Genomic DNA, 18,804 nt, shown 5'->3' with positions numbered 1-18,804 from the left:
GTCCCGATCGAGGGCCGGTTCGCAGCCACGAAGGGGCAAGATGGACGGCGGTCCACAAGAAGTACGGCAAGGCGTGAGCGAGGACGAACGAGCGATGAGCAGCACCACGGAGAGCACGCGCGGCGGACGGCGGCCCCGCCGCGGCAAGGACGACGGACCCCGCGCCTCCTTCTCGCAGCTCGTCCCCTACCTGCTGGAGCACCGCGGCATCCTCTCGGTCGTGGTGGTGCTCAGCCTGTTCGGCGCCGCCGCCAGCCTCGCCCAGCCGCTCGTCGTCGGCCAGGTCATCACCCGCGTGCAGGACGGCCTCGACCTCGGCCCGCTGGTCTGGGCGCTCCTCGTGCTCGTCGTCGCCTCCGGCCTCATCTCCGGCTTCGCGCACTACCTGCTCCAGCGCACCGGTGAGGGGATCGTGCTCTCCAGCCGCCGCCGGCTCGTCGCGCGGCTGCTCCGCCTGCCGATCCGCGAGTTCGACGCCCGCCGCACCGGCGACCTCGTCTCGCGCGTCGGCTCCGACTCCACGCTCCTGCGTGCCGTGCTCACCCAGGGCCTCGTCGACTCGATCGCGGGCTCGCTGCTCTTCGTCGGCGCGATCGTCGCCATGGCGATCATCGACTGGGTGCTGCTGCTGATCATCGTCGTGGTCGTCGCCGTGGCCCTCGGCGCGGCCCTCACCCTCGGCCGCGGCATCCGCGTCGCCAGCCGGAAGGCGCAGGAGAAGGTCGGTGATCTCGCCGCCGCCGTCGAGCGCGCGATCAGCGCCGTCCGCACCATCCGCGCCGCCGGCGCCACCGACCGCGAGATCGCCGTCGTCGACACCCACGCGACCGAGGCCTACCGGCTCGGCATCCGCGTCGCGCACATCTCGGCGCTCGTCGTCCCGGTGGCCGGGATCGCGATGCAGGTCGCCTTCCTCGCCGTGCTCGGCGTCGGCGGCTACCGCGTCGCCTCGGGCGCGATCGACATCGCGCAGCTGGTGTCGTTCATCCTCTTCCTCTTCATGATGGTGATGCCGCTCGGCAACTTCATCGGCGCGATCACCTCGGTCAACTCGGCGCTCGGCGCGCTCGGGCGGATCCAGGAGATCATCGACCTGCCGATCGAGGGCGACGGCGAGCGCGACGGCGGCGGCCTCGGCCCGGGCGTCGCCGACTCCGCGATCGCCTTCGACGACGTCGTCTTCTCCTACGACGAGAAGGCCCTCGACGTCGACGAGGACGCCCGCGACCGCACCGTCCTGCGCGGCGTCTCCTTCACGGTCCCGCGCGGCAAGCGCACCGCCCTGGTCGGCCCGTCCGGCGCCGGCAAGAGCACGATCCTCGCGCTGATCGAGCGCTTCTACGACCCCGAGGCCGGCGTGGTCCGGCTCGGCGGAGTCGACATCACCGCCATCGACCGCGACGCCCTCCGCGCCCAGATCGGCTACGTCGAGCAGGACGCGCCGGTGCTGGCCGGCACCCTCCGCGAGAACCTCGTGCTCGGCCGACCGGACGCCTCCGACGAGGACTGCCTGCGGGTGCTCGAGGCCGTGAACCTCACCGACGTGCTCGAGCGCAACCCGCTCGGACTGAACGCGCCCGTCGGCGAGAGCGGCGTCATGCTCTCGGGCGGTGAGCGCCAGCGCCTCGCCATCGGGCGCGCGCTCCTCGCGGCCCCGCCGATCCTGCTGCTCGACGAGTCCACCTCGAGCCTGGACGGGCTCAACGAGCAGCGCCTGCGGCTCGCGATCGACGCCGTGGCCGAGAACCGGACGCTGCTCGTCATCGCGCACCGCCTGTCGACGGTCGTCGACTCCGACCAGATCGTGGTGCTGCAGAAGGGCGAGGTCGTCGGGATCGGCACGCACTCCGAGCTCGTCGAGTCGACGCCGCTCTACCGCGACCTGGCCAAGCACCAGCTGCTGGTCTGAGCGCGGCCCCCGCCCGGTCAGCGCGGCGGCATCCGCAGCGCGCCGTCGAGGCGGATCACCTCGCCGTTGAGCATCGGGTTCTCGATCACGTGGCGCACGAGCGCGGCGAACTCCGACGGCCTCCCGAGCCGGGCGGGGTGCGGCACCGCCTCGCCGAGGGCGGTGCGCGCCGCCTCCCGCAGCCCGGCGAGCAGCGGGGTGTCGAAGGTGCCGGGCGCGATCGAGACGACCCGGATCAGCGCGGCCGCCAGTTCGCGCGCCAGCGGCAGGGTCAGCGCGGCCACGGCGCCCTTCGAGGCGGCGTAGGCCGCCTGCCCGATCTGCCCCTCGAAGGCGGCGATCGACGAGGTGGTGACCAGGACCCCGCGCTCCCCCTCGACCGGCTCGCCCTCGGCGATCGCGGCCGCCGCGAGCCGCAGGACGTTCAGCGTGCCGACGGTGTTGATCCGCAGGACCCGCTCGAAGGCGTCGAGCGACAGCGGCCCGTCACGGCCGAGGAGCCGGCCCGGGGTGGCGACGCCGGCGCAGGTCACCGCGATCCGCAGCCCCTCGGCGGCCGTCACGGCCCGCTGGACGGCGTCGCCGTCGAGGACGTCGCCCGCGATCCGGAGGACCGACTCCGGCAGGTCGGCGCTGTCGAGCGCCGCCGGCAGATCGAGGACGACGACTCGCGCTCCTGCCTCGGCGAGGGCCCGCGCCGTCGCTGCTCCGAGACCCGAGGCTCCCCCGGAGACCAGCGCCGCGCAGCCCTCGACACGCATCAGGGGGCGATCGTCGGCGCGGGCGCGTCGGTGGAGAGCGCCTCGGCGGAGCAGTCGGTGAGGGTGCGGTCGTAGTCGGCGATCGCCTCCTGCGCGGCCAGCCACTCCGTCTCGCTGAGCGAGCCGTCCGGCGCCGGAGGCCGCTCGTTGAGGCCGTAGCGCGCGAGGCACCGGGTGATCAGCTGGGAGACCTCATCACCCTCGGTCACCGCTCCGGTCGCGACGGGCGTCGGCTCGGTCGCGCGGATCGTCCGCGCGGGCGTGGCACCGGAGTCGGGCACCTCGGCCGGGTCCAGCGCGCAGCCCGCGAGCGGGGCCAGCAGCAGCACGGCCGCGACAGCCGACGGCAGGCGGGCGGCGCGGAGCCGGGAGCGCTCGGACATGGACGACCTCGGGAGTGGATGACGGCGGAGGGCGGCACGGCGCCGGAGGAGCGGTGCCGGCCGGGTTCGTGGCGAGCGTAGCGCAGGCGCTCGGACCGGGGCGTCCGGGGTGCGCGGAACGACGGGCCGCGGCCCTGACGGGGGGTCAGGGCGCCGCGAGCGCCCACATCGCGACCGCACTCGCCGCCGCGACGTTCAGCGAGTCGATTCCGTGCCGCATCGGGATCTGCACCGCGACGTCCGCGGCGGCCAGCGCCTCCGCGGTGAGCCCCTCCCCCTCGGTGCCGAGCACGAGCGCGACCCGCTCCGGGGCGGCCGCCGCGAAGTCGCGCAGCGGCACCGCCTCCGGGGTCAGCGCCATCGCGGCGATCGTGAAGCCGGCCCCGTGCAGCAGCGCGCGCGTGCTCGGCCAGTCGCCGACCCGCGTCCAGGGCACCTGCAGCACCGTGCCCATGCTGACGCGGATCGCCCGGCGGTAGAAGGGGTCGGAGCAGCGCGGCGTCACCAGCACGGCGTCGGCGCCGATCGCGCCGACCGAGCGGAAGATCGCGCCGACGTTGGTCGGGTCGACCACGTTCTCGAGCACGACCACGCGGCGCGCGCCGGCGAGCAGCTCCGCGGGGTCGGCCAGCACCGGCCGGTCCAGCGCGGCGATCAGGCCGCGGTGCAGCGTGTAGCCGGTCAGCTCGGCCAGCAGCTCGCCGGGCCCGGTGAACACCGGCACGTCGCGGTCGCCGAGCAGCCGCTCGGCCTCCTCGACCGAGCCGCCGAGCGAGAGCACCGAGCGCGGCCGGTGCCCGGCGGCGAGCGCGCGCTCGAGCACCAGCGCCGACTCCGCGAGGTAGAGCCCGTGCGGGCCGCGGGCGTTCTTCAGCGCGACGTCCGTGGCGTGCGCGTAGTCGCGCAGCCGCGGGTCCTCGAGCGAGCGGACCTCGATCAGCTCCACGGATCAGGCGAAGGGGTCGGGGGTGAGCGTGTACTTGGTGCTGAGGTACTCGTGGATGCCCTCGAGCCCGCCCTCGCGGCCGAGCCCCGACTGCTTGACGCCGCCGAAGGGTGCTGCGGCGTTCGAGACCACACCGACGTTCAGGCCCATCATCCCGGTGGCGAGCCGCTCGATCATCCGCTGCCCGCGGGCGAGGTCGCGGGTGAAGACGTACGAGACCAGCCCGAACTCGGTGTCGTTCGCGAGGGCGACCGCCTCGTCCTCGTCACGGAACGGCACGATCGCGAGGACCGGGCCGAAGATCTCGGTGTGCAGGATCTCGCTGCCGACCGCGACCCCCGCGAGCACCGTCGGCTCGTAGAAGTGCCCCGCTCCGTCGATGCCGTGCCCGCCGACGCGGACCTCGGCGCCGCGCTCGACGGCGTCCCGGACCAGCGAGGAGGCCTTCTCGACGGCGCGATCGTCGATCAGCGGACCGATCGTGACGCCCGACTCGGTCCCGCGGCCGACGGTCAGCGCGCGGACGCGCTCCGTGACGCGGGCCGCGAACTCCTCGGCGATCGACTCGTGCACGAAGAAGCGGTTGGCGGCGGTGCAGGCCTGGCCGATGTTGCGGAACTTCGCGAGCATCGCGCCCTCGACCGCGCGGTCGAGATCGGCGTCCTCGAAGACGACGAACGGCGCGTTGCCGCCGAGCTCCATCGAGGTGCGCAGCACGCCCTCGGCCGCCTGCTGCAGCAGCGTCCGCCCGACCGGCGTCGAGCCGGTGAAGGAGAGCTTGCGCAGCCGCGGGTCCGACAGGATCGGCTCCGACACCGCTCCGGCCGAGGAGGTGGTGACCACGTTGACGACGCCGTCCGGCACCCCCGCCTCGGCGAGCAGGGCCGCGAAGGCGAGCGTCGTCAGCGGCGTGAGCTCGGCGGGCTTCACCACGACGGTGCAGCCGGCGGCGAGGGCCGGGGCGATCTTCCGGGTCGCCATCGCGAGCGGGAAGTTCCACGGGGTGATCAGGTAGCACGGACCGATCGGGTGCTGCGAGACGATCATCCGCCCCGTGCCCTCCGGGTTCACGCCGTAGCGGCCCGAGATGCGCACCGCCTCCTCGCTGAACCAGCGGAGGAACTCGCCCCCGTAGGCGACCTCGCCGAGCGCCTCGGCGAACGGCTTGCCCATCTCCAGCGTCATCAGCAGGGCGAAGTCGTCCTTGCGCTCCTGCAGCAGGTCGAAGGCGCGGCGGAGGATCTCCGCGCGCTTCCGGGGCGCGGTCGCGGCCCAGGCCGGCCCGGCCTCGACGGCGGCGTCGAGCGCCCGCAGGCCGTCCTCCGGAGTCGCGTCGGCGATGGTGCGGATCACCTCGCCGGTGGCCGGATCCTCGACGTCGATCGTGCCGCCGCCCGAGCCCTCGACCCAGGCGCCGCCGATGAGCAGCTGCGACGGGACGCGGGCGAGCAGGGCCGCCTCGGCGGCGTTTCGAACGACGGAATCACTCACGAGAACACTCTTCCTGTGCGGATCGAGTCGCGCGGACCCCGCACGACGACGCTTCTCAGTCTACGACCGCCCCCGGACGCACCTCAGGAGCCGGTCGCCCCTGTGGACGGACCGGCCTCTGTGGAGGAGGGAAGCACGGTGGAGGAGACCTCGACGCGCACACCCGCCTCGGCCAGCTCGCGCAGCGCCGCGGCGCTCGCCTCGGGCGAGACCCCGGCGACGAGGTCGGAGAGCACGCGCACCTCCAAGCCGGCCGCGCGCGCATCGAGGGCCGAGGCCCGCACGCAGTAGTCGGTGGCGAGCCCGACGACGTCGAGCTCGGTCACGCCCAGGCGCTCGAGCAGCGCCGGCACCGGCGCGCCGTCGTCCGCGGTCCCCTCGAAGGCCGAGTAGGACGGGCGGCCCTGGCCCTTGCGGATGTGCACGTCGACCGCGTCGACAGCGAGCGCCGGGTGGTACTCCGCACCGGCCGTCCCCGCGACGCAGTGCACCGGCCAGGTGTCGACGAAGTCGGGCTCTGGGGCGAAGTGCCCGCCGTTGTCGGAGTCCCCGTCGTGCCAGTCGCGCGAGGCGAGCACCGTCGTGTAGCGGCCGGCGCTCGCGGCGAGGTGGGCGGTGATCCCCTCGGCGACACGGGTGCCGCCGGCGACGGCGAGGGCGCCCTCCTCGGTGAAGTCGTTCTGCACGTCGACGATCAGGAGTGCCGTGGTCATGGTGGTCCTCTCGGAGCGGGAGCGGGAGCGGGAGCGGTGCGGGGGCGGTGCGGGGGCGGTGCGGGGGCGGTGGGGGCGGGTCGGTCAGGAGTCGGAGAGCGCGCCGCCGCAGCGGTAGACGCCGGTGACGAGCGTGTCGATGGCGGACTTCGCCGAGTCGGAGACGTCGCCGAGCGCGTAGACCGCGAAGGTGAGCGCCGTGCCGTCCTGGGCGTCGACGACGCCGGCGAGCGTGTAGCCGGTGTCGATCCAGCCGGTCTTCGCGCGGACGGCGCCGTCGGCCACCGCGTTGTCGCCGGCGAAGCGGTCGGCGTAGGAGAGCGAGCCGGTGCGCCCCGAGACCGGGAGGCCGTCGAGGAGGACGCCGAGCTGCCCCTCCCTGGCCTGGATCTTCCGCAGCAGGCTCGTGAAGTACGCCGGAGCCACCGCGTTGTCGTCGCTGAGCCCCGAGCCGTCGACGATCGTGATGCCGGCCGTGTCCACTCCGTAGCCGGCGAGGCCCTGGAGGACGCCCGCCTGCTCGGCGCCGAAGTCGTTGCCCGAGCCCGTGCGGATCGCGACCAGCCGCGCGAGCATCTCGGCGATCGCGTTGTCCGAGACGAGCAGCATCTGCTGCACGAGGGTGCTGACCGGGGCCGACTCGACGGTGCCGAGCACCCGCGCTCCGGCCGGGGCGGTGCCGGTGCTCACCGTCGACGAGCCGGACAGCTCAGCCGCGAAGGCGTCGCCCGCCCGGCCGATCGGGTCCTCGCCGCGGCGGGAGGTGGCGGCGGTCGGATCCGCGCGGTCGCCGTCGACCTGCAGGGCGGTGATCTCGGGCATGTAGCCGTCGGTCTGCTCCTTGCGGTTCCAGCTCGGCTGCCAGGTGTCGCCGGAGTAGAGCGAGGCGTCGAGCACGACCGAGGAGATCGTGGTGCCCGCGGTCGCCGGGTCGGCGTCCCAGGCGGCCTTGAGCTGCGCGGCGAGGTCGTCGAGGTGCGCGGCGCCGGCGTAGACCGACTCCTGACCGCTCGGCAGTCGGCTGAGCGTGAGGTCTCCCCCGCCGACCAGCACGACGCTGCCGGCCGCGTCGCCCGCGACGACGGTCGTGGCGATCCGGGTGTCCGGGCCGAGGACGGCGAGCGCGGCGGCGGCGGTGAGGATCTTGAGCGCGGATGCGGTGCGCGAGGCGGTCGTGCCGCCGCGGTCGAAGAGCACCTCGCCGGTCGCCGCGTCGACGACCCGCGCCTGCATCGCGCCGAGGCGCGGATCCGCCGCGAGCCCGGCGACGGAGCAGGTGCGCAGCGCCTCGGCGGTCTCGGTGCCGGCGGGGCGGGCGGTCGGCGTCGGCGTCGGCGTGGCCGTCGTCGTCGCGGTGGCGGGTGCCGAGGCGGTGGGCGCCGCGGCGGGAGTCGCCGTGCGGCCGATCGCCGTCCCGGCGCTGAAGGCTCCGACGCCCAGCAGCACGGCGACGGCGGCCGCTGCGACGACGAGGGCGCGCGGTCGGCGGCGGGGCGGGGTGTCGGTCATCCGAACCAGGGTAACGGGCGGGGATCGACGGGGCCTGGGGGCCGGAGATACGGGGCGATGGCGACACTCGCTGCTTCACCACGTGAGAAATGCGGAGCCGCCTGTCGGAATCGAACCGACGACCTTCTCATTACGAGTGAGACGCTCTACCGACTGAGCTAAGGCGGCGTGCTCGCGAGGCGCTCGCCCCGGACACGATTACACAGCATAGCCTGCTCGCGGGCCGGGGCGTGAATCGGGGCGCGCAGCCCGCGGGCTACTCGGCGAGCGCTCCGCGCAGCTCCTCGAAGGAGTGGACGATGAGTCCGGGGAGCGCGTCGCGACCGTCGTGGTCGACCCAGCCGGCCCAGGCGTGCCGCATGGCGGCGAGGCCGAGCAGGGTGAGCATCCGGGCCCGGCTGCGCACCGCCTCGGCGTCCGTCCCGCTGCGGGTGAGGCGCTCGGCGACCAGGTCCTCGATCGCGAGCTCGAACTCCCGCATGCCGGCGATCTTGAGGCCGACGAGCTGCGGGTGCTCGCGGAAGAGGCTGCGCCGCAGCAGGTGCAGCTCGCGGTCCTCCTCCCCCGGGACCTCCGCGGCCGCGACGAAGACGGCCTGCAGGTCGACGAGGAGCGGCGCCTCGCCCGCCAGGAACGCGGCCGCGGTCTCGTCGGAGATCACCGGGAGGCCACCGACCAGCGCGTCCTCCTTCGAGGCGAAGTAGTTGAAGAAGGTGCGCGTGGAGACGTCGGCCGCCCGCGAGACGTCCTCGATCGTGACGCGGTCCGGGCCGCGCTCGCTCGCGAGCCGCAGCACCGCGGTCTCGATCGCGCGCCGGGTCGCGAGGCGCTTGCGCTCCCGGAGGCCCGGCTGCTCCGGCGCGCCGCGGCGCTCCTGCTCGGTCAGCACTGCGGGTCCTCCTCGGGGACGACGCCCTCGAGCAGGTACGCGTCGACCGCGTCGTTCACGCACGAGTTCGACTTGTTGTAGGCCGTGTGGCCCTCGCCGTCGAAGGTCACGAGGTGCCCGTCGGACAGCTCCTCCGCCAGCGCCTGCGCCCAGACGTAGGGGGTCGCCGGGTCGTTGGTGGTGCCCACCACGAGGATCGGGCCCGAGCCCTCCGCCGTGATCGGCGCCCGCGAGCCCTCGAAGGCGGCCGGCCACTCGCCGCAGAGGATGTCGCCGTAGGCGAGGTAGCGGCCGAGCGTCGGCGCCGCCGCCTCGAGCTCCGCGGCGTCCGCCCGCATCGACTCCGTCTCGGCGTCGTAGGCGTAGTCGACGCAGTTGATCGCGAGGAAGGCCTCGGTCGCGTTGTCGCTGTAGTCGCCGTCGGCCGTCCGGCCGTTGTAGGCGTCCGCGTACTGGAAGGCGATCTCCGCGCCGCCCTGACGCACGTCCGTGAGCATCTCGCTCAGCCCGCCCCAGGAGGAGGCGGAGTAGAGCGGGTAGACGATCGCGGTGAGCAGCGTGCTCGAGCCGAGCTGCCGGCCGTCCTGGGCGCGGATCGGCGAGGCGTCGACCCGCTCCAGCATCGCGGCGACCTGCGCCATCGCCTCGTCGACCGTGCCGGTGAAGGGGCAGCCCTCGCCGCCGAGGCAGGCGAGGAGATACGCGCGCAGGGCGCTCTCGAAGCCGATCGCCTGCTCGCGGACGACGTCGAGCGAGGTCGCGGCCGGATCGATCGCGCCGTCGAGCACGAGCCGGCCGACGCGATCGGGGAACAGCCCGGCATAGGTGGCGCCGAGGAAGGTGCCGTAGGAGTAGCCGAGGTAGTGCAGCGCCTGGTCGCCGAGCGCTGCCCGCAGCACGTCGAGATCGCGGGCCGCGCTGGTGGTGCCGACCTCGGGCAGCAGGGCGCCGCTGCGCTCCTCGCAGGCGGCGGCGAAGGCGGCGGACGCGGTGCGCTGGGCGGCGATCCACTCGTCGCTGCCGCGCTCGCCCGGGACGATGTCGTAGAGGTAGGAGTCGAGTCCGGCGGCGTCGAGGCAGGACACCGCGGTCGAGGCGCCGACGCCGCGCGGGTCGAAGCCGACCACGTCGAAGCGGGCGGCGAGCTCGTCGTCCACGGCGAAGTCCAGGCTGTCCCGGATGAGGTCGACCCCGGACCCGCCGGGCCCGCCCGGGTTGACCAGGAGGGAGCCGATCGCGTCCCCGCCCGTCGCCGGGTGGCGGACCAGGGCGATCGAGGCGGTCTCGCCGGCCGGGGCGTCCCAGTCGAGCGGCACCGTCGCGTCGGTGCACTGCATGCCCTCGCCGCAGTCGTCCCAGACCAGGACCTGGCCGTAGTACTGCTCGAGATCGGCGTCGACCGCCTGCGGGGCGGGCGTCGAGGTGCGCTCGGGCGAGGGTCCGGGAGCGAAGCAGCCGGAGAGCAGCGCGACCGCTGCGCCGACCGCGGCGAGCGCCGTCCAGCGGCCCGGGCGCCTCACGCGGCCACCGGGCGCCGCGCGGCGACCACGAGCATCGCCTCGAGGGCGAGGACGGGCGAGACGTTCGCGTCGATGCGCTGCCGGGCCTCCGCCACGGCGTCGAGCACCGCGAGGGTGCGGTCGGGGGCGGTGGCCGAGGCGAGCGCCGTCATCTCGCTCCGCACCTCCTCGTTGATCACGCCGCCGGGGGCGCCGAGCTGGAGGCGCACGACGTCGCGGTAGAGCGAGAGCAGGTCGACGAGGATGCGGTCGAGGCCGTCGCGGAGGCTGCGCGTCGCCCGGCGCTTCTGGTCCTCCTCGAGGGTGCGCAGCTGCGAGCGGAGCTGGGCGGGGATCGTGCCGCCGGGCTCGACGCCGAGCGAGCGCAGCGCCTGCTGGCGCTCGACCTCGTCGCGCTCGAGCGTGTAGGCCTTCGCGTCCTCGGTGGCGACCTCGATCATCCGCGCGGCACCGAGCACCGCGTCGGACACCCCACGCAGCCTCAGGGCGATCCGGAGGGTCTCCTCGCGCCGCTCGCGGGCGTTCGCATCGGTCGCGAGCCGGTGCGCCATGCCGATGTGGCTCTGGGCCTGGCGGGCGGCGCGCTCCGCCGTCTCCGCGTCGACGCCGTCGCGGCGCTCGAGCAGGCCGGCGACGTCCTCGACGCTGGGGACGCGCAGGCGCACCGAGCGCACCCGCGAGCGGATCGTCGGCAGGAGGTCGGCCTCGCTGGGCGCGCAGAGGATCCAGACGGTGCGCTCGGGCGGCTCCTCGAGCGCCTTCAGCAGGACGTTCGAGGTGCGCTCGCTCATCCGGTCGGCGTCCTCGATGACCATCACCCGGTAGCGCGAGACCGACGGCGAATACTGCGAGGACGAGACGAGACGGCGCACCTCCTCGATCGAGATGATGACGCGCTCGGTGGCGAGGACCGCGAGGTCGGGGTGCGAGCGGGCGGCGACCTGCGCGCAGTCCGGGCACTCGCCGCAGCCACCGCGGCGGCAGAGCAGTGCGGAGGCGAAGGCGTAGGCGAGGTTCGACCGGCCGGAGCCGGGCGGCCCGGTGATCAGCCAGGAGTGGGTCATCGAGGTCGACTCGTGCCCCCTCTCGTCGCGGGGGGTCGAGGCGTCGCGCAGGGCGCCGATGGCGTGCTCCTGGCCGACGAGCTGGCTCCAGACGGTCACGGATCCAGGCTAACCGCGAGGTCCGACAGCGGGCCGCGCGCCCTGGGGACCGGCGCTGAGCATCGGCTCGACGCGGGCGCGGACGGCCGCGGCGAGCTCCTCGACGGGACGGGTCGCGTCCAGGACGAGGAAGCGCTCCGGGTCGTCCGAGGCGAGGTCGAGGAACGCCTGCCGGACGCGGCCGTGGAACTCGGCCTTCTCCGCCTCGAGCCGGTCGTAGCGGGTGCGCGCGGCGTCCAGCCGGGTGCGGGCGACGGCGGGATCGAGGTCGAGCAGGACGGTGAGGTCGGGGCGGAGGTCGCGGGTCGCCCACTCCGAGAGGGAGCGGACCTCCGCGGCGTCCAGCACCCGGCCGGCGCCCTGGTAGGCGACGGAGGAGTCGATGTAGCGGTCCTGGACGACGACCTCGCCCCGCTCGAGCGCGGGCCGGACGAAGGTCCCGATGTGCTGCGCGCGGTCGGCGGCGTAGAGGAGCGCCTCGGCCCGCGGATCGATCTCGCCGCGGTGGTGCAGCACGATCTCGCGGATCTGCACGCCCACCTCGGTGCCGCCCGGCTCGCGGGTGCGCCGCACGGTCTCACCGCGCGAGCCCAGCCACTCCTCGAGCAGCCGGGCCTGCGTGGTCTTGCCCGCGCCGTCCCCGCCCTCGAGGGTGACGAACAGCCCGGTCACGACTCCGTCGAGCCCGTCGCCTTCGCCGCAGTGCTGCGGGCGCGGGTGGTGGCCGGCTTCTTCGCGGCGGTGGTCTTCGCCGCCGTCGTCTTGGCGGCCGTGGTCTTCGCCGCCGTGGTCTTGGCCGTCGTCGCCTTCGCCGCCGTGGTCTTCGCGGCGGTGGTCTTCGTCGCCGTCGTCTTGGCCGCCGTGGTCTTCGCCGCCGTGGTCTTCGCCGCCGTGGTCTTCGCCGCCGGCTTCTTGGCCGGGGCGCGCTTGGCCGGGGCCTTCTTGGGCGCCGGACCCTTCGCCCGCTTGTCGGCGAGCATCTGCACCGCCTGCTCGAAGTCGATCTCCTCGATCGGCTGGCCCTTGGGGATCGTGACGTTGGTCTCGCCGTCGGTCACGTAGGCGCCGAAGCGCCCGTCGCGGATCCGGATCGGCTTGCCGCTGACCGGGTCGGCCTCGAACTCCGCGAGGGCGCTCGTGGCGCGCTTGGCGCCGTACTTGGGCTGGGCGAACACCTCGAGCGCGGTCGGCAGGTCGACCTCGAAGATCTGGTCCTCGCTGGTGAGCGAGCGGCTGTCCGTCCCCTTCTTCAGGTACGGGCCGTAGCGGCCGTTCTGCGCGGTGATCGGCTCACCCGACTCCGGGTCCTCGCCGACGGTGCGCGGCAGGTCGAGCAGGCGCAGAGCGGTGGCGAGGTCGACGGTCGCGACGTCCATCGACTTGAAGAGGGAGGAGGTGCGCGGCTTGACCGCGGCCGCCTTCTTCGCGCCGCGCTTCGCCGGCGTAGGCTCGACGACCTCACCGGTGGCGGGGTCGGCGGTGGTCTCGGGCTCGGGGTCGACCTCGGTCACATACGGGCCGAAGCGGCCGTCCTTGACGACGACGGTCTTGCCCGAGTCAGGGTTGCTGCCGAGCACGCGGTCGGTCTGCACGGGGGCGTCGACGAGCTCCTGCGCCTTGGCGGGCGTGAGCTCGTCCGGAGCCAGCTCGAGCGGCAGGTTGACGCGGCGCGGCGTCTCCTGCCCCTCCTCCTGGGCGACCTCGAGGTAGGGCCCGTACTTGCCGATGCGCAGGGTGATGTCGTCGGTGATCCGGACCGAGTTGATGCTCTTCGCATCGATCTCGCCGAGGTTGTCGACGACGTGGCGCAGGCCCGGCTGGTCGCCGCCGCCGAAGTAGAAGCGGTTCAGCCAGTCGACCCGGTCCTCCTCGCCGCCGGCGATGCGGTCGAGGTCGCCCTCCATCGCGGCGGTGAAGTCGTACTCGACGAGGTCGGAGAAGAACTCCTCGAGCAGGCGCACCACCGAGAAGGCGATCCAGTTCGGAACGAGCGCCGTGCCGCGCGGAGTGACGTAGCCGCGGTCGACGATCGTCGTGATGATCGAGGCGTAGGTCGAGGGGCGCCCGATCCCCAGCTCTTCGAGCGACTTGACGAGGCTCGCCTCCGTGTAGCGCGGGGGCGGCGAGGTCTCGTGGCCCTTGGCCTCGACCTCGGCGACGACGAGGCTCTGGCCGACCTCGAGCACGGGCAGCTTGGCGTCCTTCTCGTCGCGGGCGCCGTGGCGCTCCTCGTCGCGGCCCTCCTCGTAGGCGAGCAGGAAGCCGCGGAAGGTGATGACCGTTCCCGAGGCGGTGAACTCGGCGGTGCGCTCGGTGTCGCCGGCCGGGTTGGCGAGCAGGGTGACCGTCGCGGTCGAGCCCTTGGCGTCGGCCATCTGCGAGGCGACGGTGCGCTTCCAGATCAGGTCGTAGAGGCGGTGGTCGTTCCCGCGGAGGGTGCCTGCGAGCTGGTCCGGGGTGCGGAAGGTCTCGCCCGCGGGGCGGATCGCCTCGTGCGCCTCCTGCGCGCTCTTGTTCTTGCCGGAGTAGAGGCGCGGCTTCTCGGGGACCGTCTCGGCTCCGTAGAGCGAGGCCGCCTGCGAGCGGGCGGCGTTCAGCGCCTGCTGCGAGAGGTTCGGCGAGTCGGTCCTCATGTAGGTGATGAAGCCGTTCTCGTAGAGCGACTGCGCGACGCTCATCGTCTGGCGCGCCGAGAAGCGGAGCTTGCGCGCCGCCTCCTGCTGGAGCGTCGAGGTGGTGAACGGGGCGGCGGGGCGCCGCGAGTAGGGCTTGGACTCGAGGTTCGAGACGCGGACGAGCGTCTTCGGGTCGCGCAGCGCCTCGGCGAGGGCACCGGCGGAGGCCTCGTCGAGGACGGTGACGTCCCCCTTCAGCTGACCGCGGTCGTCGAAGTCGCGGCCGCTTCCGATCCGCTTGCCGTCCAGGCGCGCCAGGCGGGCGTCGAACGCCGCCGAGGCGTCGGCCTCGGGGGCGAGGACCGTGGCGAGGTCCCAGTAGGAGGCGGAGACGAAGGCGAGGCGCTCGCGCTCGCGGTCCACGACGAGGCGCGTGGCGGCGGACTGCACGCGGCCGGCGGAGAGGCCGGGCCCAACCTTGCGCCAGAGGACCGGGGAGATCTCGTAGCCGTAGAGGCGGTCGAGGATGCGGCGGGTCTCCTGCGCGTCGACGAGGGAGGTGTCGATGTCGCGGGTGTTGTCGCGGGCCGTCTGGATCGCGTCCTTGGTGATCTCGTGGAAGACCATCCGCTTGACGGGGACCTTGGGCTTGAGCTCCTCGAGGAGGTGCCACGCGATGGCCTCGCCCTCGCGGTCCTCATCCGTCGCGAGGAAGAGCTCGTCGGCGTTCTTCAGCGCGCGCTTGAGGTCGGCGACCGTCTTCTTCTTCTGATCGGAGACGACGTAGTAGGGCTCGAAGCCGTTGTCGACGTCGACGGAGAACTTGCCCAGCCCGCCCTTCTTGAGCTCGGGCGGCAGGTTCTTCGGCTCGATGAGGTCGCGGATGTGCCCGACGGAGGCGAGCACCTCGTAGCCCTCGCCCAGGTACTGGGCGATGGTCTTGGCCTTCGCCGGCGACTCGACGATCACCAGCTTCTTCGTGCCGGACACAGTTCTCCTCGATTGATGCTGTCGGATCGGACGCTCAGCGAGTCCGACGGGTCCCCTTCGGCGGGGAGGCGGTGCGCGGCGTCCGCAGGAGGAACGACGATCCGTTCGCGTCGGCTTCGGGGCGCCCGACAGGCACACCATACACACTGACTCCGGGCGTCCCTCGCCGTCGTCCGCTCGCCGCGCGCTGGGAGCACTCCGGCCGCCGCCCGGGAATCCGCCGAATCGGGAGGACCGCACCCGGTGACGGATCGCGGCGATCGGCGCATGATGAGGGGCATGGCAACGACGCACACCACCTCCGCTCCGACCACCTCCGCCTACACCGCGAAGTTCCTCGACGGGCCGCTCGAGGGCAAGACGCTCCGCCGCTCCTACGGCGAGGCGACGGCCCCGGCGGGCCGCCTCGAGATCCCGGCCGCCCGCGAGGGCACCCGCTACCTCTATCTCCTCGCCGGCGCTCTCGAGCACGACGAGGGAGCGGGCGCGCTGCCCACCGCGGCGGCCTACCGCTACCTGCGGGTCAGCGCCGACTGAGCCCCGGTCCCACCGGGCGGGTCGGACACCGGCGACCCGACCGAGCACGGGAGCGCGCTGCTGCTGCGCCCCGGGCGCGGCGGGAGCCGTGGCCGCCGTCCCCGTCGCGGGAGGAGCGTCACGGCGGCGGCCCGGCGCGCGACCGGGCGGGGAGCACGAGCGGCCCGACGGACAGGACGACCTCGACGGTCGCCACTCCTCCTTCCACCGCGCAGCCCGCGACGGTCGCCGACATCGCCCCCGCGACACGCTCGGCCACCCCGCACGGCTCGCCCGGCAGCAGCCCGGAGGCCACGTCCGCCGCGGCGAGCGCCGCCGCATCCGCCGCGGCCACGGCCCGCTGGTGCCCCGCGACTCCCCCGCATCCGGCGAGCACGGCCGCGGTCACGAGGATCGTCCCCGCGACGACGCCGACCGCGACGACCGCCGCCGAGCCGTCCTCCCCTGCGCGGTCCGGCTCCGGCCGGGGGATCACCGCCCTCCGCCCAGCGCGCAGGACCGGACCGAGACCGGCAGCTCCAGCGCCGGCAGCGGCCGGAGCCGCGCGGCGACGTCCACGCAGACGAGCCCGCCGTCCGCGGAGGTCGCGACGCTCGCTCCCGCCTCGACCCGCGCGACGGGCCGACCCGGATCGTCCCCCCGCGCCAGCGACCGGGCGCCGTCCGCCGCGGCGTCGACCAGCCGGACGTACTGCGCCGAGGCCGCCACCGAGCCCAAGCAGAGCGCCAGCACGACCACCACCGCCGGCAGCACGACCGCCAGCTCGGCCGTCGCGGAGCCGTCCTCGCCTCGTCGCCCATCGGCGACCAGGTCCACTCTCGTCGCCGCACGCGCACCACCTGGGTACCGCACCGCTCATCCCCCCGAGGTGAGCGCCCGGGTGACCAGGTCCGTGAGGATCCCGCGCACCTCGTCGCCCTTGAGGATCACCACCAGCAGACCCGCGAAGCCGACCGCGGCCATCGTCGCGATCGCGTACTCGGCCGTGGCCGAGCCCTCCTCGTCGCGCCATCCGCTCAGCGGCCCCGCCTCCCACGCTGGCTGCGGGAAGCGCTCCCGCCCGGCACCGCCCGTCCCTCGTCCGATCGTCCCCGCACCACTGCTCCGACTGCCGTTCATCCGCTCGCTCCGTTCGTCGTCACTGCCCCCACTCGAGGATCACCGAGCCCGGAGCGGGTCGGGGTGGGGAGCTCGCGAACGGTGGACAAGAGGAGAGAGGAGCGGCCTGTGGAGAGCTCCCGTGGGACCGCTCACCGCTGCCCCGCGAAGGTCGAGAGCAGCACCGAGATCATCATCGGAGCCACGCCCAGCAGGAGGAACGCCGGCAGCACGCAGACTCCGAGCGGCAGGAGCAGCGTCACGCCGAGCCTCGCCGCCCGCTCCCGCGCCTCGGTCGCGGCCCGCACCCGCGCCAGTGCCGCCTCGCTGCGCAGCAGCCGGCCCGCGGGGACCCCCGCCGCGCTCGAGAGCGCGAGCACGGGCTCCGCCGCAGCCAGCGCGGGCGGCCCCGACGCGAGCCCGCACTCGGCGAGCGCCGCCAGCACCCGCTCCCGCCCGCCACCGATCGATCCCCCACCCGCGAGCGCGACCGCGAGCAGATCGAGCGCCAGCCCCGGTGCCGGGTCCCCCGGGCCGGCGCCGTGGACGAGTCGGCGCGTCCACGCCGCGGCACCGAGCATCAGCCCGAGCCCGCCCACCAGGCAGGCGAGTCCCGGCACCGTCCCGATCAGCACCCCCAGCACATCGAAGCCCAGCAGCGTGCCGAAGCCGAGCGCCACCAGCGGCAGCCCGCCGACCACCCGGCTCGTCGCGAGCGGGCCCGCCAGGGCGACCTCGATGTCCCGCCGCGCCCGGCCGAGCTCCCGGAGGGAATCGGCCAGCTCGGCGAGGGCCGCGGCGATCGGCGCTCCGGAGTCCGCGGCCACCCGCCAGCAGGCGGCCAGGGCCGCCCAGGCCGTCTCCTCGCCGCGATCACGCGAAGGCCGCACGGCGCCTCCCCTGAGGCGAGGGACCCGCTCCCGCTCCTGCCGCCCCTCTTCTCGGCGGGAGGCGGGCACACCCCGCAGGAGCGCCGCCGTCACGTCCCCGCCGCGCGCCGCCTCGACCGCCACCGCGCGCAGCAGCCGACGACGACGCGCGGCACCCGCCGCCTCCGAGTCGTCCGACGCCGCGAGGTGCGCCAGCGCCGACGCCGGCGCGACGCCCGCCGCGAGCAGCACCGAGAGGCGGTGCACCACGGCCGCCACCTCGTCGACCCCCTCCCCGCGCTTCACGGCGAGCCCCGCTGCGGCACGGCGCCCTCCTCGATCCGGAGCCGCCCGGCGCCGTCGAGCCGGAAGCAGCCCGAGGCCGCGAGCCGGCGCCGACCGCCCCGCCGCTCGAGATGCAGCACCAGGTCGATCGCGCTGACCGTCTGCCGCGCGACCGCCTCCGGGCCCATGCCCGCGAGCGAGCCGAGCGCCTCCAGCCTCGCGGGCACGTCGGCGAGCGAGTTCGCGTGCAGCGTCCCCGCGCCGCCGTCGTGCCCGGTGTTCAGCGCCGAGAGCAGATCGCGCAGCTCCACTCCGCGGCACTCGCCGAGGACGAGCCGGTCCGGCCGCATCCGCAGGGCCTCGCGGACGAGGCGGTCGAGACCGACGCCGCCGGCCCCCTCGAGGTTCGGCTGCCGCGCTTCGAGCGAGACGACGTGCGGGTGCCCGGGCCGCAGCTCGCCGACGTCCTCGATCACGACCAGCCGCTCGTGCGGCGGCGCGCAGCCCAGGAGCGCGCCGAGGAGCGTGGTCTTGCCCGATCCGCCGGCACCGGTGACGAGGAGGTTCCAGCGCGCGGCGACGGCCCGCCGCAGCAGGCTTCGGCCCGCGTCGTCGAGCATCCCCGCCGCGTGCAGCTCGTCGAGACTCCAGGCGTCGGCCCGCGGGACGCGCACCGAGATCAGCGTCCCCGCGGTCGCGACCGGCGGCAGCACCACGTGCACGCGGACCCCGTGCTTCAGCCGCACGTCCACGCACGGGCTCGCCTCGTCGACGTGGCGTCCGCCGGCCGCGACCAGCGACACCGCGAGCCGTCGCGCTCCTGCCGCGTCGAGCGTCCACGTCGGCTCTCGCACTGCGCCCCCGCCGCGGTCGACCCAGAGGCCCGAATCCCCGTTGACGAAGAGGTCGGTCACCGCCGGGTCGGCGGCGAACGGCGCGAGCAGGCCGAGCGCCGCCGCCGCCGGACGGACCGGCGCGGGCCGCGGTGCCTCGCCGGCGTCCTCCCCCGGCGGGCGAGGTGCGTCCGGGCGGTAGGCGGCGGGAACGAGCGGGACGAAACCGGTGGTCATCCGGGAACGCTAGGAGCGCGCGCCCACCGGTGGCGCGCGGAGAACCGCGTCGGTGG

Annotated in this window: 18 protein-coding genes and 1 tRNA gene; 2 read left to right on the top strand and 17 right to left on the bottom strand. The window is 74.6% G+C overall.

What is annotated here, in order from left to right:
* Nucleotides 1-94: 94 nt before the first annotated feature.
* Nucleotides 95-1,909 carry an ABC transporter ATP-binding protein gene (locus MT355_RS02905; protein WP_133963222.1) on the top strand — a complete coding sequence of 605 codons (1,815 nt, stop codon included), beginning with the start codon at nt 95-97 and terminating at the stop codon, nt 1,907-1,909.
* Nucleotides 1,910-1,926: 17 nt separating this feature from the next.
* On the opposite strand, the gene MT355_RS02900 is transcribed toward MT355_RS02905, so the two are convergent.
* The 12 genes from MT355_RS02900 to topA form a co-directional block, all read right to left on the bottom strand.
* A complete protein-coding gene (locus MT355_RS02900) occupies nt 1,927-2,670 on the bottom strand; it encodes an SDR family NAD(P)-dependent oxidoreductase (RefSeq protein WP_243598458.1) in 744 nt (247 codons plus the stop codon).
* Nucleotides 2,670-3,053 (bottom strand): hypothetical protein, encoded by a 384-nt coding sequence (locus tag MT355_RS02895; RefSeq protein WP_243598457.1) that lies wholly within the window; start codon nt 3,051-3,053, stop codon nt 2,670-2,672. Before MT355_RS02895 ends, MT355_RS02900 begins: the two co-directional genes overlap by 1 nt.
* Before the next feature lie 145 nt (nt 3,054-3,198).
* A complete protein-coding gene (locus tag MT355_RS02890) occupies nt 3,199-3,999 on the bottom strand; it encodes an RNA methyltransferase (protein WP_243582254.1) in 801 nt (266 codons plus the stop codon).
* 3 nt (nt 4,000-4,002) lie between these two features.
* Complete coding sequence (locus tag MT355_RS02885) at nt 4,003-5,490, bottom strand: NAD-dependent succinate-semialdehyde dehydrogenase (protein ID WP_243598456.1); 1,488 nt, start codon at nt 5,488-5,490, stop codon at nt 4,003-4,005.
* Nucleotides 5,491-5,573: 83 nt separating this feature from the next.
* Nucleotides 5,574-6,203 (bottom strand): isochorismatase family protein, encoded by a 630-nt coding sequence (locus MT355_RS02880; protein WP_243598455.1) that lies wholly within the window; start codon nt 6,201-6,203, stop codon nt 5,574-5,576.
* Nucleotides 6,204-6,287: 84 nt separating this feature from the next.
* A complete protein-coding gene (dacB, locus tag MT355_RS02875; protein WP_243598454.1) occupies nt 6,288-7,712 on the bottom strand; it encodes a D-alanyl-D-alanine carboxypeptidase/D-alanyl-D-alanine-endopeptidase in 1,425 nt (474 codons plus the stop codon).
* A 95-nt stretch (nt 7,713-7,807) separates the two neighbouring features.
* Nucleotides 7,808-7,880: transfer RNA gene (locus MT355_RS02870), tRNA-Thr, on the bottom strand.
* A gap of 88 nt (nt 7,881-7,968) precedes the next feature.
* On the bottom strand, nt 7,969-8,601 hold the full coding sequence (locus MT355_RS02865) for a TetR/AcrR family transcriptional regulator (RefSeq protein ID WP_243598453.1): 633 nt from the start codon (nt 8,599-8,601) through the stop codon (nt 7,969-7,971).
* Nucleotides 8,595-10,121 (bottom strand): alpha/beta hydrolase, encoded by a 1,527-nt coding sequence (locus MT355_RS02860; protein ID WP_243598452.1) that lies wholly within the window; start codon nt 10,119-10,121, stop codon nt 8,595-8,597. Before MT355_RS02860 ends, MT355_RS02865 begins: the two co-directional genes overlap by 7 nt.
* A complete protein-coding gene (locus MT355_RS02855; protein ID WP_243598451.1) occupies nt 10,118-11,284 on the bottom strand; it encodes a DNA polymerase III subunit delta' in 1,167 nt (388 codons plus the stop codon). The genes MT355_RS02860 and MT355_RS02855 overlap by 4 nt, the downstream gene beginning before the upstream one ends.
* A 9-nt stretch (nt 11,285-11,293) precedes the next feature.
* A complete protein-coding gene (gene tmk / locus MT355_RS02850) occupies nt 11,294-11,956 on the bottom strand; it encodes a dTMP kinase (protein ID WP_243598450.1) in 663 nt (220 codons plus the stop codon).
* Nucleotides 11,953-14,889: a type I DNA topoisomerase gene (gene topA / locus MT355_RS02845; protein WP_243598449.1), complete on the bottom strand. Its 2,937-nt coding sequence runs from the start codon at nt 14,887-14,889 to the stop codon at nt 11,953-11,955. The genes tmk and topA overlap by 4 nt, the downstream gene beginning before the upstream one ends.
* 279 nt (nt 14,890-15,168) lie before the next feature.
* Here topA and MT355_RS02840 point away from each other — a divergent pair, with 279 nt between their 5' ends.
* A complete protein-coding gene (locus tag MT355_RS02840) occupies nt 15,169-15,426 on the top strand; it encodes a hypothetical protein (RefSeq protein WP_123447682.1) in 258 nt (85 codons plus the stop codon).
* A 118-nt stretch (nt 15,427-15,544) separates the two neighbouring features.
* On the opposite strand, the gene MT355_RS02835 is transcribed toward MT355_RS02840, so the two are convergent.
* From MT355_RS02835 to MT355_RS02815, 5 genes are all read right to left on the bottom strand, one after another.
* Nucleotides 15,545-15,901 carry an Rv3654c family TadE-like protein gene (locus MT355_RS02835; protein ID WP_243598448.1) on the bottom strand — a complete coding sequence of 119 codons (357 nt, stop codon included), beginning with the start codon at nt 15,899-15,901 and terminating at the stop codon, nt 15,545-15,547.
* The gene (locus tag MT355_RS02830) at nt 15,898-16,242 is read right to left on the bottom strand and encodes a TadE family type IV pilus minor pilin (RefSeq protein WP_243598447.1); all 345 of its coding nucleotides are present in this window, start codon (nt 16,240-16,242) and stop codon (nt 15,898-15,900) included. The genes MT355_RS02835 and MT355_RS02830 overlap by 4 nt, the downstream gene beginning before the upstream one ends.
* 39 nt (nt 16,243-16,281) lie before the next feature.
* Nucleotides 16,282-16,545, bottom strand: a complete 264-nt coding sequence (locus MT355_RS21515) for a DUF4244 domain-containing protein (protein ID WP_308197290.1) — start codon at nt 16,543-16,545, stop codon at nt 16,282-16,284.
* Nucleotides 16,546-16,676: 131 nt separating this feature from the next.
* Nucleotides 16,677-17,699: a type II secretion system F family protein gene (locus MT355_RS02820; protein WP_243598446.1), complete on the bottom strand. Its 1,023-nt coding sequence runs from the start codon at nt 17,697-17,699 to the stop codon at nt 16,677-16,679.
* Nucleotides 17,696-18,748, bottom strand: coding sequence for a TadA family conjugal transfer-associated ATPase (locus MT355_RS02815; protein WP_243598445.1), 1,053 nt, complete (start codon nt 18,746-18,748; stop codon nt 17,696-17,698). Before MT355_RS02815 ends, MT355_RS02820 begins: the two co-directional genes overlap by 4 nt.
* Nucleotides 18,749-18,804: the final 56 nt, after the last annotated feature.

Origin of the sequence: Rathayibacter sp. VKM Ac-2929 (genome assembly GCF_022815495.1) — a bacterium.
In the GTDB taxonomy this organism is placed as follows: Bacteria; Actinomycetota; Actinomycetes; order Actinomycetales; family Microbacteriaceae; genus Rathayibacter; species Rathayibacter festucae.
Note: the sequence above shows the minus strand (reverse complement) of the source record. Positions and strands in the feature narration are given on the sequence as shown.